The 13,079-nt window shown below is 69.9% G+C and carries 11 protein-coding genes and 1 tRNA gene; 2 read left to right on the top strand and 10 right to left on the bottom strand.

Features of this window, described 5'->3' with window-relative positions; genetic code table 11:
- Positions 1 to 478: IS5 family transposase (locus AB0I67_RS27850; protein WP_357928942.1), on the top strand; the 478-nt coding region annotated here is incomplete at its 5' end.
- Positions 479 to 983: 505 nt separating this feature from the next.
- Here the strand turns inward: AB0I67_RS27850 and AB0I67_RS27845 are convergent.
- From AB0I67_RS27845 to topA, 10 genes are all read right to left on the bottom strand, one after another.
- Complete coding sequence (locus tag AB0I67_RS27845) at positions 984 to 1,370, bottom strand: hypothetical protein (protein WP_357928939.1); 387 nt, start codon at positions 1,368 to 1,370, stop codon at positions 984 to 986.
- A 118-nt stretch (positions 1,371 to 1,488) separates the two neighbouring features.
- Positions 1,489 to 1,562 (bottom strand) — tRNA-Thr (locus AB0I67_RS27840).
- Positions 1,563 to 1,619: 57 nt separating this feature from the next.
- Positions 1,620 to 3,035 (bottom strand): alpha/beta hydrolase, encoded by a 1,416-nt coding sequence (locus AB0I67_RS27835; protein ID WP_357928937.1) that lies wholly within the window; start codon positions 3,033 to 3,035, stop codon positions 1,620 to 1,622.
- A 109-nt stretch (positions 3,036 to 3,144) separates the two neighbouring features.
- Positions 3,145 to 3,975 (bottom strand): regulatory iron-sulfur-containing complex subunit RicT, encoded by an 831-nt coding sequence (gene ricT / locus AB0I67_RS27830; RefSeq protein ID WP_357928965.1) that lies wholly within the window; start codon positions 3,973 to 3,975, stop codon positions 3,145 to 3,147.
- Between the two features lie 113 nt (positions 3,976 to 4,088).
- Positions 4,089 to 4,688: a permease-like cell division protein FtsX gene (locus AB0I67_RS27825; RefSeq protein ID WP_357928935.1), complete on the bottom strand. Its 600-nt coding sequence runs from the start codon at positions 4,686 to 4,688 to the stop codon at positions 4,089 to 4,091.
- Positions 4,685 to 5,164 carry a SigE family RNA polymerase sigma factor gene (locus AB0I67_RS27820; RefSeq protein WP_357928932.1) on the bottom strand — a complete coding sequence of 160 codons (480 nt, stop codon included), beginning with the start codon at positions 5,162 to 5,164 and terminating at the stop codon, positions 4,685 to 4,687. Before AB0I67_RS27820 ends, AB0I67_RS27825 begins: the two co-directional genes overlap by 4 nt.
- A gap of 113 nt (positions 5,165 to 5,277) precedes the next feature.
- Positions 5,278 to 6,456 carry a DNA polymerase III subunit delta' gene (locus AB0I67_RS27815; RefSeq protein WP_357928930.1) on the bottom strand — a complete coding sequence of 393 codons (1,179 nt, stop codon included), beginning with the start codon at positions 6,454 to 6,456 and terminating at the stop codon, positions 5,278 to 5,280.
- Positions 6,457 to 6,518: 62 nt separating this feature from the next.
- The gene (tmk, locus tag AB0I67_RS27810) at positions 6,519 to 8,561 is read right to left on the bottom strand and encodes a dTMP kinase (RefSeq protein WP_357928927.1); all 2,043 of its coding nucleotides are present in this window, start codon (positions 8,559 to 8,561) and stop codon (positions 6,519 to 6,521) included.
- 88 nt (positions 8,562 to 8,649) lie between these two features.
- The gene (locus AB0I67_RS27805; RefSeq protein WP_357928924.1) at positions 8,650 to 9,861 is read right to left on the bottom strand and encodes a metallophosphoesterase; all 1,212 of its coding nucleotides are present in this window, start codon (positions 9,859 to 9,861) and stop codon (positions 8,650 to 8,652) included.
- Between the two features lie 94 nt (positions 9,862 to 9,955).
- On the bottom strand, positions 9,956 to 12,649 hold the full coding sequence (gene topA / locus AB0I67_RS27800) for a type I DNA topoisomerase (protein WP_357928921.1): 2,694 nt from the start codon (positions 12,647 to 12,649) through the stop codon (positions 9,956 to 9,958).
- Between the two features lie 195 nt (positions 12,650 to 12,844).
- Between topA and AB0I67_RS27795 the strand changes: the two genes are divergently transcribed.
- A complete protein-coding gene (locus tag AB0I67_RS27795; protein WP_357928919.1) occupies positions 12,845 to 13,030 on the top strand; it encodes a DUF5703 family protein in 186 nt (61 codons plus the stop codon).
- Positions 13,031 to 13,079 lie beyond the last annotated feature (49 nt).

The following is a 13,079-nucleotide window of genomic DNA, read 5'->3' as shown; positions in this document are numbered from 1 at the left end:
GCGTGCGGGCGGTCAAAGGGGGGAGTTGACGGGCCCGAATCCTGTCGATCGCGGCAAGAACGGGTCGAAGATCCACCTGATCACCGATCGGACCGGTCTGCCGATCTCTGTCGCGATCAGCGCCGCCAACACGCACGACAGCCTGGCACTGGAACCGCTGATCCGCAGCATCCCACCCATTCGTTCCCGCCGTGGCCCGCGCCGCCGCAGACCGGCCAGGCTCCACGGCGACAAGGGCTACGACTACCCACACCTGCGCGCTTTCCTGCGCGGGCACGGCATCATCCCGCGCATCGCCCGCCGCGGGATCGAATCCAGCCAGCGCCTGGGCCGCCATCGATGGGTGGTCGAACGGACGGTCTCCTGGCTGGCAGGCTGCCGACGCTTACACCGCCGCTACGAACGCCGAGCCGACCACTTCGCATCCTTCGTCGCCCTGGCCGCAGCCCTCATCTGCTACCGCCGAATCACCAAATGAGACGTCGTCTAAGTGATCTAAGGGAGCGGGTGAGTTGTGGGGGTCTCCCATCAGGCAAGCTGCTCCACCGCGAGACAACGAAAACAGTCGACTCGGACGCCTCGCTCCACTGCCCGCTCTCTGCATCACAGCGCTGGAGCACCGTCGCCAGCTCCAACAGGCGGCCAAGGGCGCAGCCGGTGACGAGTGGAAGGGGTCGGACCTCGTCTTCACCACCAAGCTGGGCACGCCCATCGAACCGCGCAACTGCAACCGCTCCCTCTAGCGTCTGAGCAACGAGGCCAAGGTGCCTCGCATCCGCGCATCCTCGGGTCGCGATGCGCATCCTCCGGCACTCGCAGATCTCGGTGACCATGAATGTCTACACCCAGATCGCCGATCCAGAAGCCCGCAAAGCCCTCAAGCAGCTCAACGAGAGCCTAGATCGCTAGCCACTAGACGCTCCTGCCCATGAAGTACATCGACGGAGGCTCCCTGAATCAGGGGGATAGCATCTGTTGACGTTCTACGCATGAGCCATCTGCAAGTCGCCTCCCCAACTCCGGGCGATGACAGTTCCGTCCTCGAACTCGAAGCCCAAACGCATGCGTTGACCCACCTCATCGAACTCCTCGACGAGGCGCAGCAACCGCTTACCGATGTGCCTTACGAAGGGAACCTCGTCAGGGGAGGTGATCACGTCCACGCGACTTCCCAGTTCCTCCATGACGTAGCTCTCCCTTGGCCCCTCAGTCGTGAGTCTGAGCTCCCAGTGAGCGTCAACGCCTAGATTGACCGTTACCGCCTGGAATCCGAGCCACACCTCATCGATGACCGGGGCCTCAGACTGATGGGTGAACTGGCTCGCCGTCACAACAACCAGACGCTGGCCTTCCAAGCCAGTTATATCCACCGAAACAGCCTAGTCTGTGGCCAGTCAGCTGCCATCGGCTGTGCGGGTTGCTGTGGGCGCTGCTGTACGGAGATCAAAAAGGCCCTCCCGGATCATCCGAGAGGGCCTTTCACCTGGGAGCCGCCTTCGGGATTCGAACCCGAGACCCCTTCATTACGAGTGAAGTGCTCTGGCCGACTGAGCTAAGGCGGCGTGCCGTACAGGCAAGCAGGAGTCTACAGGAATCTCCCCACTGCTCGCTCCCGGGATTCACTCGACACCGCCGCAGCGGGTCCCGGGTGGGGGTGGGAGGGCGGTGGTGAGGTAGTGGTCGACGAGGTCGTCCACGCAGGTGGAGCCGTTGAAGTAGGCGGTGTGGCCGTCGCCGACGTGGGTGAGGAGGGTGGCCGAGGTGAGGTCGGAGGCGAGGGTCTGGGACCAGCGGTACGGGGTGGCGGGGTCACGGGTGGTGCCTAGAACGAGGATCGGCGGGGCGCCGGCGGCTCGGAGGGGGTGGAGGGGTTTGGCCTCGAAGGGCCAGTAGGCGCAGGGGAGGGAGCTCCAGATGAGGGAGGCGCCGAAGGGAGACGGGGCACGAGGGGCGGCGGTGGCGTAGGCGGAGACGGGCGGGTGGGGGGCGTCGGCGCAGGTGACGGCGAGGTTGGCCTCGGTCTGGTTGGAGAAGGCGCCGTCGGTGGAGCGGCCGGTGAGCTGGTCGGCCTGGTGGAGCAGGAGGGTGCCGTCGCCGGCCAGGGCCTGGCGGAGGGACTCGGTGAGGGCGGGCCAGGAGGTGCGGTCGTAGAGCGGGGTGAGGAGGCCGAGGGTGGCGAGGGTCTCGGTGACGGGACGGGCGGCGGGGAGAGGGGCCTTGTCGGTGTGGCGGAGGAAGGTGGTCAGCTCGGTGAGGACGCCGTCGACGGTTTTGCTGCGGAAGGGGCAGCCTCGGCCGGCGAGGCAGTAGCGGGCGTAGGCGCGGAAGGCGGTGGTGAAGCCTTCCGCCTGTTCGTGCTGGAGGCGGAGGCGCGGGAGGGTGGGGTCGAGGCCGCCGTCGAGGACGAGGGCGCGGACCCGGCGGGGGTAGAGGTCGGCGTAGACGGCGCCGAGGAGGGTGCCGTAGGACTTGCCCAGGTAGGTGAGCGTGCGCTCGCCCAGGGCGGCGCGGAGCAGGTCGAGGTCGTGGGCGACGGCGGTGGTGCTGAGGTGCGGGAGGAGCTGGCCGGATCGCTTGCGGCAGGCGGTGGCGAAGGCTTGGGAGGCCCTGGCCAGGGTGGTGCGCTCGTCAGCGGTGTCGGGGGTGGTGTCCAGGGACAGGAAAGTGTCCAGGGCGGCGTCGTCGAGGCAGTCGATGGGGGTGGAGCGGCCGACGCCGCGGGGGTCGAAGCCGACGATGTCGAAGCGGTCCAGGAGGCGGGTGCTGAGCATGGCTCGGGCTGCGCGGGCGTAGTCGACGCCTGAGCCGCCTGGGCCGCCGGGGTTGAGTACCAGGGAGCCGATGCGGTCGCCCTGGGCGGGCAGGCGGGTGACGGCCAGGGTGAGCTGCCGGCCGTACGGGCGGGTGTGGTCGAGGGGGACCTGGAGGGTGGTGCACTCGTAGTCGTCGCCGCAGTCGTGCCAGGTCAGCGCCGGGGGGCGGGGGCTGGCGCCCTTGCAGGCGGGTACGGCAGGGAGCAGCAGGAGAAGCAGCACGAGGGCAGCGGCAATCCTGGGTCGCGACATCACCCTGGCGACGGTCCTGGGTCGCGACATCACCCCGACAACCTTCCACAGGCGAGCGCGATCAACCCCCCGGACGCGGTCAGGTGGCCGGGTCGCCGCCGTACTGCTGCTCGTACTGCTTGCGCGGGGAGCAGACGCTGGCCTTGGAGCACTGGCAGCGCCGCCCCCCGTCGTTGAGCCGTACGACCACCGAGTCGGACGGCACGTTGTGCCCGACCACGACGCCCCCGCCTTCGGGAGTGTCCACAGCCGTCCCCACCCGCGGAGCGCTGGCCCGGAACTCCTGGTACAGCGGGTGCTCGTACTTCAGGCAACACATCAACCGCCCACAGGCCCCGGCGATCCGCATGGGGTTGACCGGAAGGTCCTGGTCCTTGGCCATCCGGACGGACACCGGCTCGAAGTCCTTGAGGAAGGTCGCGCAACAAAGGTCCCGCCCGCAAGGGCCGATGCCGCCCTGCAGCCGAGCCTCGTCCCGCGGCCCGATCTGCCGCAGTTCGACGCGGGCCCGCAGGTTACGGGCCAGGTCACGCACCAGCGCACGGAAGTCGACCCGGTGCGGAGCGGAGAAGTAGACGGTGTAGACGTTGTCCGCGTCGAGGAAGTCGATGCCGACGACCTTCATCGGCAACGTGTGCCGCTTGATCAACCGCTTCGCGACGCTGCGCGCCTCGGCCCGGCGGCGCTTGTTCGCCTCGTCCCGGGTGAGCTGCTCGTCGCTGGCGACCCCGGCGCAGACCGGCAGGCCGTCGACGTCCTCGCTGACGTACTGCGGAGCCCAGACGCACTCGGCCACCTCGGGGCCGGAGTCGGTGGGGACCAGCACCTTGTCGCCCACCTTGGGGGTGTGCGGGCCGGGGTCGAGGTAATAGAGCCTTCCGTAGCGGCTGAAGCTCACCGCCATGATCATTCCCATGGGTGGGGGCTCTCTTCCTGACCTCGGGGGTGGTCCATAAGGCCATTCCTTGCCACCTCGCGCCCACCTCACACCTCGATTCCGGAGGGACGCCGACGACGGGCAGCTCAGCAACCGGGTGTGAGGACGATCAGCCCGAGGAACGGCATGCACTGGCGATTGACCGCCCGGTTCACCCCGGGCATCGTGCCGACCGCCCGGACCACCGCCTGGCCCTCGGCGGCGGAGCCGACGTTCACCAGGAACGACTCCGGCATGTCGCGCACCTCGACCAGGGCAAGGATCTCCGAATCGCTGCGCTTGGCGCGGAAGTTGCGATAGGCCGTCGCCTGGTCCTCGAAGACGACCTCCCGGACTCCCGGCAGCGAGGTGAGAGCCTGGCGGACGGCTTCACGCTCCTCGGAGGTGACCGTCCGGCCGAGGCACGGCGCATACTCCACCGCGTTGCAGAGGAAGACGACCACGGGGTAGCGCGGCGACGGACTGGTGAAGGCCATGGCGTCGACCTGCCCGCTGCGCGCGCCGACGGCGGCGGCGCCGAAGGCGACGAGCCCGGCCAGCGCGAGGGCGCCCAGGGCATAGCCGATCCGGAACCGCCCCCGCACGCGCCGGTGGTCGACGACTCGCAAGGGCCGGAGCCCGGCCGGCTCGACGCTCGCTCCGGCCGCGGAAAGGGCGTCACGCAGCCGGTCTTCCATGACGCTCATGACGTCTCCCCAAGCGCACTGGCGAGGGCCTTCAGCCCCCGCGCGATCGTCGACCGAGCGGTGCCACCGCTGATCCCCATGGTCTCGGCAATCTCCTGGTCGGACAGCTCGAAGTAGTAGCGCAACACCAGCGCCTCCCGTTGCCGCCGGGGCAGCTCGCGCAGGGCCAGTAGCACCTCGCGCCGCTCCTCCCCCAGCAACGCGGCGGTTTCCGCCGACCAGACCGGCGGATCGTACGGCACCGCCTTCCGGAAGACCGTCGCCCGGCGCCGCAACACCGACCGGCACTGGTTGAGCACGGCGGAGCGGACGTAGGCCAGCGCCTTGGCCGGATCTCGCAACCGCGCCCGACCGGCATGGGTGCGCGTGAACGCCTCCTGGACGACGTCCTCGGCGGTCGCCCGATCGCCGACCATCATCAGCGCGAGCCGTACGAGACCCAGCTGATGCTCGGCGAACAGGCTCGCCACGTCCACGGGCTCCTGGCGCTCGGCACGGGAGAGTAGTGCTTCGGCTTCCACAGGACAGAGACGTCCGGCGGCGTCATCTGCTGCTTCCCCCGGCAAGAAAAGACGAGAGATGCTTCCGGTCAGCGCGGGGCGCGCAGGGACAGGGTCATGGCCTCGACCGCGATCTGCGGGTTGACGTTCGCCTCCAGGCGCTCGCGGCACTGCATGATCGCCTCGATCCGCAGCAGCGTCTCGTCGGGTGTGGAGGCACGGGCCAGCCGGTCGAGGTCGAAGCGGTGGTCGTCGTTGGCCAGCTCGACGGGCGCGCCGAACTGCATGGCCAGCACGTCACGGTAGAACCCGGCCAGCTCCAGCAACGCGGCGTCCAAGGTGTCGCGCTTGATGCGCGTGGCCCGGGACTTCTGCCGGTCCTCCAACTCCTTGAGCGCGCCCGCGCCGCCCCGCACGAGCCCGCGGTTGAGGCCCTTGCCGGTGGAACCCTCGCCGTACAGCCGGCGCAGGTCGGAGGTCTCCGACTCGTTGAGCGTGGTGGTGGCCGCCGTGGCCTCCTCCTCGGCCGTCTTGACCAGGCGTTCGGCGGCGGTGACGCACTCGCCCACGCCGGTGAGCGTGGCGGGGATGCTCAGCACGGCCTCACGACGCTGCCGTACCCCCTCGTCGAGCGCGAGCTGGCGGGCACGGTCGAGGTCGCCCTGCGAGGCCCGCGCGGCGAAGCGGGCGGTGGCCTCGGGGACGTTGTCCCGGGTGGCCAGCTCGTGGGCGACGGCCTCGGTGGACGGGATGACCAGGGTGACCACGCGGCAGCGGGAGCGGATGGTGATCAGCAGGTCGTCGGCGGAGGGCGCGCACAGCAGCCAGACCGTGCGCGGCGGCGGCTCCTCGATGGCCTTGAGCAGCGCGTTGGCCGCGGCCTCGGTGAGGCGATCGCCGCCCTCGAACAACATCACCCGCCAGCGGCCCTGGGTCGGGGCTCCGGCCGCGCGCAGGATGAGCTCGCGGGCCTGCTTGATGCCGTAGGACAGGCCGGACGGGCGCACGTGCTCCAGGTCGGGGTGGGAGCCGACGAAGACCTGGTGGCACTGGTCGCAGTGGCCGCAACCGCCCTGCGCGCACATCAGCGCGGCGGCGAAGGCCCGCGCCGCGTTCTCGCGGCCCGCACCGGGCGGGCCGGTGAACAACCAGGCATGGGTCATGCCCGCGCCCCGCCCGCCGGCGACGACCTCCGCGGCGGCCGCGGAGGCGCGTTGCAGCACGGCTGTCGCGCGATCCTGGCCGACGAGATCATCGAATACGCCCACGCGACAAGGCTAGCCGCCCGCTCCGACGCTTTGGCCCAGGTGACCGGATAACCCGGAGGGCTCTAGTCGCGGATCGCGGGCATCGTGCCGGTGGCGTCCTCGGACTCCTCCGGCACCGGGTCGGGCAGGATCTCCCGGATGCGGTCCTGGATGGCCCGGGTGATGTCGTCCGGCGCCCACGTGCCGTCCACGACCAGGTAGCGCTCGGGGGCGGCCGCCGCCAGCGCCCGGAACTCGCGCCGCACCTTCTCGTGGAACTCCAGCGGCTCGGCCTCGATGCGGTCGGCGGCTCCGCCGAGCCGGCGCAGTCCGACCTCGGGCGGGGTGTCGATCAGCACGGTGAGGTGCGGCACCAGCCCGCCGGTCGCCCAGGCGTTGACCTTGGAGACGTCGGCGGGGTCGAGCGCCCGCCCGGCGCCCTGGTAGGCCAGCGAGGAGTCGACATACCGGTCGGTGACCACGACGGCGCCGCGGTGCAGTGCCGGCCGGATGACCTTCTCGACGTGCTCGGCCCGGTCGGCGGCGTAGAGCAGGGCCTCGGCCCGCGCCGACAGCCCCTTCTCCGCGGCGTCGAGCAGGATCGCGCGAAGCCGCATGCCGACCTTGGTCGCGCCGGGCTCGCGGGTCTGCACGACGTCGAAGCCCTGGTCACGCAGCCAGATCGCGATCATGCGGGACTGCGTGGTCTTCCCCGAGCCCTCGCCGCCCTCGAAGGCCACGAAGAGCCCGGGCACCTGCTCCTCGGGCTCGTCGGAGTACGCCTCGCCGCGCACCGCCGCGATCAGGTCGGCGGACAGCGAAACGCCGCGCCGGTCATCCATGTGCCGCAATCCGACTATCCCCACAACAATCGCGAGTGCCCCGCCGAGGGACAGGACCAGGTTCGCACCGTCGAACTCGTAGCTCAGCGCGCCGGCCTGGATCGCATGCGAGCCGAACAGCGCGGCGAGCGGGCTGGCCACGGCCACCACGAGCAACAACGTCACCCGAGCGGTGGACTGCAGGAAGGAGAAGGTGCGCCCCCGGATCGAGTCCTCGACCTCCAGACCGATAAGGGTATACCCGATGGTCCAGGCGATCCCCGCGCACGCGCCGAGCGCCACGGTCAGCATGACCACGATGACCAGGTTGTGGATGAGCGCGATGGCGACCAGCACGACGCCGGCGGCGATGATCGACAGCCCGAAGAGCCGCCGCCGCGACAGCTCGCGCAGGAAGCGCGGCCCGAAGAACATGCCCAGGGCCATGCCGACGAAGACCGCGCCGAAGACCACGCCGTAGGCCGCGTCGCCGCCGTCGAGCGCGGTCACGTAGGTCTTGGCGACGCCCACCACCGCGCCGCCCGCGGCGAAGGCGCCGAGCATGCCGATGATCAGACCGCGCACCAGCCGGTTGCCGCCGACGAAGCGCCAGCCCTCGACGATCTGCTTGAGCACCGAGGGCGGGGCGAGCGAGCCGGCCAGCCGCGGGATGTCGTGGAGCCCGAAGATCAGGAAGGCCGAGACCAGGAAGGCGAGCGCGTTGATCAGCAGCGCGAGCTCGCCCGAGACCAGCCGCGAGCCGTCGCCGAAGAAGTCGCCGAGCAGCGAGAGCGCGGCGAACAGCGCCGCGGCCAGCGGAGCGGTGCCGTAGGTGACCAGGAGGTTGAGCTGGTTGGCCTGCTCCAGTTGCTCCTTGCCCACCAGGTTGGGCACGGTCGCTTCCTTGGCCGGCACCCAGAACAGGTTGACGCACTCGATCAGCAACGTCGCGACGATCATCCACTGGTAGGCCGCGCCGGGAGCCAGCCAGACCACGGCCGCGATCGACAGCACCAGCGCGGCCCGGGTCAGGTCGGCGACGACCATCGTGGTGCGCCGGTCGAACCGGTCGGCGAAAGCGCCCGCCACCGGGCCGAGGACGATCGCGGGCAACATCTTGGCGATGAAGACGCCGCCCACCGCCAGCGACTGCGCGCGGAAGTCGCCGGGGGCCATCAGGTTTCCGGCCAGCGCGGTCAGCGCCAGAATGTTGAGCCAGTCGCCCAGGCTGCAGACCGACATGGCCAGCCACAGCCTGCGGTAGGGGGCGTTCGCCAGCACGTGCGCCGGCTTCCGGGCGGTCATGGTGTCAGCGTATCCAGATGCTCACAGGGCCAGATGTCAAATGAACGCGCCGGATATGCCCGGCTTGACGCTGAGGCTAATACGTCCGCTATCCGCCCGCCCCTATTTCGAGCAGGGTGATCTCAGGCGGTGCGCCGACCCGGACCGGAGGTCCCCAGAAGCCTGCCCCTCGGGTGACATAGACCTGGACGCCGTCGACAGCCTCCAGGCCGGAGACGACCGGTTGCTGCATCGGCACCACCAGGTTGAAGGGCACCATCTGGCCGCCGTGCGTGTGCCCGGACAACTGCAGGTCCACGCCGTACTGCGCGGCCTGCCGTACCTGCACGGGCTGGTGGGCCAGGAGCACGGTCGAGCGGCCCGGCGCGCGCCCGCCCAGGGCGGCCTCGAAGTCGGGCCCGTCGTCGTACTCGGTGCCGTTGACGTCGTTGACCCCGGCCAGGTCGAGGACGGCCCCGCCGTGCCGGATCTCCACGCGGGAGTTGCGCAGCGAGCGCACCCCCAGGCTGTCGAGCTCGTCGATCCACTCCTGCGGGCCGTTGGCGGTGTAGTACTCGTGGTTGCCGGTGACGAAGTAGGAGCCGTAGCGCGACTCCAGCCGCGACAGCGGCTTGGCCAGCCGGCCCAGCTCCGCCACGCTGCCGTCGACCAGGTCGCCCACGATCGCCACGACGTCGGCCTCGAGCTCGTTGATCATGCGCACGATGCGCTCGGAGTGGCCGATGCCGGTGAGCGGGCCGAGATGGATGTCGCTCACGACCGCGAAGCGCAGGCCGTTGAGCCGGGGGTCGAGCTTGGGCAGCAGCACCTTGACCGGCTCGATCACCGGGTCGCCGAGCGCGGTCCGCACGCCGTACCCGACGGTGCTCAGCGCGCCGGCCCCGGCGACCAGGGCGGCGGTGCGGCCGATGAGCAGCCTGCGGGTCATCGGCACCGGTTCGGGAGCGGGAGCAGGCGCCTCGACGGGGGTCTCGGGGACGGTCACGGGCACCGCCACCGGCGCGGGGTCACGCAGCAGGCGCCCGGCCACGAAACGCGGGATCTCCAGCACCACCAGGAAGACGACCAGGTAGAACATGATCGCCACCCACATGTACCCCGGCCAGGCCACCCAGTGCCCGCCCTCGGTGCGCGACGCGACGAAGGTCACCGGCACGAGCACGGCGAGCCCGGCCATCGTCCAGGTCAGGACCCGCCGGGCGCGGCCCGGCCGGGTGGTGTTCCTGACCAGGCGCAGCCAGAGGTAGAAGTGCACGCCAGCGACCACGACGAGGATCGTCGCGAAGAAACCGAGAATCACGGGCACATGCTACGAGGCGGGTGCTGAGAAGCCGCTCAGGAAGGTCCCTCCTGTGGACAACCCCGCACCCGCCCGCCCAGCCTGAGGACGACCGCTACGACTTGGCGGCCGGCGCCTTCTTGGCCGCGGTCGTGGTCTTCTTCGCGGTCGTGGCCTTCTTGGCCGCGGGAGCCTTCTTGGCCGGGGCCTTCTTCGGCGGCGGCGCCTTCTCGCGCCGCTCCGCCAGCAGCTCGGCCGCCCGCTCGATGGTGATGTCCTCCACCGTGTCGCCCTTGCGGAGCGAGGCGTTGGTCTCCCCGTCGGTCACGTAGGGGCCGAAACGCCCCTCCTTGACGACCACCGGCTTCTTCGAGTTGGGGTCGTCGCCCAGCTCACGCAGCGGCGCCGCGGCCGCGGCCCGCCGTCCACGCGTCTTGGGCTGCGCGAACAACGCCTGCGCCTGCTCGATGGTGACGGTGAACAGCTCCTCCTCCGAGGCCAGCGAGCGCGAGTCGGTGCCCTTCTTGATGTAGGGCCCGAACTTGCCGTTGAACGCCTGGACCTCCTCGCCGTCGAGCACGCCGACCACCCGCGGGATGGACAGCAGCTTGAGCGCGTCCTCCAGCGTGACCGTGTCGAGGGCCATCGTCTTGAACAGCGACGCGGTGCGGGGCTTGGCCGCATCGGCCTTGCGCGTCCGCTTCTTCGGCGTCTCCTCGGCGGGCGGCTCCGGCAGGATCTCCGTGACATACGGGCCGTACCGCCCGTCCTTGGCCACGATGGTGTTGCCGCTGACCGGGTCGGTGCCGAGCACGTGGTCGCCGCTGGGCCGGGAGAACAGCTCCTCGGCCTTCTCCGCGGTCAGCTCGTCGGGCGCCATGTCCTCGGGCACGTTGACCCGCGCGCCGTCGCGGTCGAGGTAGGGGCCGTAGCGGCCCACCCGCAGCACGATGTCGGTGCCGCGGATCGGGAAGGAGCTGATCTCCTTGGCGTCGATCTCGCCTAGGTCGGTGACCATCTCCTTGAGGCCCTCTTCGCCCTCGGAGTCGCCGTAGTAGAACTTCCGCAGCTCGGGCACCCGCTCGGCGCGGTCGTTGGCGATGTCGTCGAGGACCTTCTCCATGGTCGCGGTGAAGTCGTAGTCGACCAGGTTGCCGAAGTGCTGCTCCAGCAGGTTGACCACCGCGAAGGCCAGGAACGAGGGCACCAGCGCGGTGCCCTTCTTGAAGACGTAGCCCCGGTCGAGGATGGTGCCGATGATCGAGGCGTACGTCGACGGCCGGCCGATCTCGCGGTCTTCGAGCTCCTTGACCAGCGACGCCTCGGTGTAGCGCGCCGGCGGCTTGGTCGCGTGCGCCGCGACGTCCAGCCGGGAGAGGTCGAGCGGGTCGCCCTCGACCAGGTTGGGCAGCCGCTTCTCGGAGTCGTCGCGGTCGGTCGCCGGGTCGTCGGCGCCCTCGACGTAGGCCTTGAGGAAGCCGTAGAAGGTGATCGTGCGGCCGGACGCGGCGAACTCGACGTCGTCCCCGGCCACTCGCACGCTGACCGACTCGCCGACCGCGTCCTTCATCTGCGAGGAGACGGTGCGCTGCCAGATCAGCTCGTAGAGGCGGAACATGTCGCCGGACAGGCCGGTCTCGCCCGGCGTGCGGAACTCCTCGCCGGACGGGCGGATCGCCTCGTGGGCCTCCTGCGCGTTCTTCACCTTCGAGGCGTAGACGCGCGGCTTGTCGGGCACGTAGGCCGCGCCGTACAGCTTGATCGCCTGGGAGCGCGCGGCGGCGACGGCGGTCTCCGACAGCGTGATGCTGTCGGTACGCATGTAGGTGATGAAGCCGTTCTCGTAGAGCCGCTGCGCCACCTGCATCGTGTACTTCGCGGAGAAGCCCAGCTTCCGGCTGGCCTCCTGCTGCAGCGTGGTCGTCCGGAACGGGGCGTACGGCTTGCGCGTGTACGGCTTGCGCTCGACGGACTTGACGCGGAAGGCGGTGCTGCCCAGCCGGGCCTTGAGCGCCTGGGCGGCGTCCTCCGACAGGTGCAGCACGTCGCTCTTGAGCCGGCCGTCCGCGCCGAAGTCACGGCCCTGGGCGACCCGCTTGCCGCCCACGCTGACCAGCGTGGCGGTGAAGTCGCGCGGCGACTCCTCGGGCTTGTTGGTGTCGAACAGCGCCTGCAGGTCCCAGTAGGACGCGGCGGTGAACGCCAGCCGGTCGCGCTCGCGCTCGACCACCAGGCGCGTGGCCACGGACTGCACGCGGCCCGCGGACAGACGCGGCTTGACCTTCTTCCACAGCACCGGGCTGACCTCGTAGCCGACCAGGCGGTCGAGGATGCGGCGCGTCTCCTGGGCGTCGACCAGGCGCAGGTTGAGGCTGCGCGGGTTGGCGACGGCGTCCTGGATGGCCTGCGGGGTGATCTCGTGGAAGACCATGCGGTGCACGGGCACCTTGGGCTTGAGGACCTCCTGGAGGTGCCAGGCGATCGCCTCGCCCTCCCGGTCCTCGTCAGTGGCGAGGTAGAGCTCGTCGGCGTCCTTGAGGAGCTGCTTGAGCTTGGCCACCTGCGAGCGCTTGTCGGCGTTGACGACGTAGAGCGGCTCGAAGTCGTGGTCGACGTTCACGCCAAGCCGCGCCCACGGCTCCCCCTTGAACTTCTCGGGGATGTCGTCGGCCCGCTCCGGCAGGTCACGGATATGACCGATGCTGGACTCGACGGTGAACCCGCGCCCGAGGTACTCGGCGATCTTCTTCGCCTTGGTCGGCGACTCGACGATCACCAGGCGGGTTCCGCTGCCGTTCTTGGCTGGCACGCTGCTTCCTACCTCGCTGTTCGCTTCGTTCTACATCCCCACCCGATTTGGGCACAGATTTGAAAGGTAACCCGGATCCCCCCGAATTGCCTTCCCCCCGGGGCTACCCACTCGCTTTCGGGTCCACCCACAAGCACGCAGAATAAGGCCCACGGAGCGGCGTCTCGCCCTGACTCACCCAGGAGACTAATCGTTGTGCCCGACTACACCTACATGGATGTGTACATCCCCCGTGGTGTCTCGCGCGAAGCAGCACGTCAACTGCTGACCGAGCATGCCGAACACGGACACTGGGAACTGGCCCGGGTCAGGATCTATTCCGACGGAAGCCGCCGCGTACGGCTGCGCAGAAGGATCATCAGGGTCAGGAGCACGCTGTAAACAGGGCTTTGCCCGCCCCGGGCCATCGCCCCCGGAACGGGCAAAGCGT

Origin of the sequence: Nonomuraea sp. NPDC050310 (assembly GCF_040655795.1) — a bacterium.
Taxonomy (GTDB): Bacteria; Actinomycetota; Actinomycetes; order Streptosporangiales; family Streptosporangiaceae; genus Nonomuraea.
This window is presented reverse-complemented; position numbering and strand designations above follow the sequence as displayed.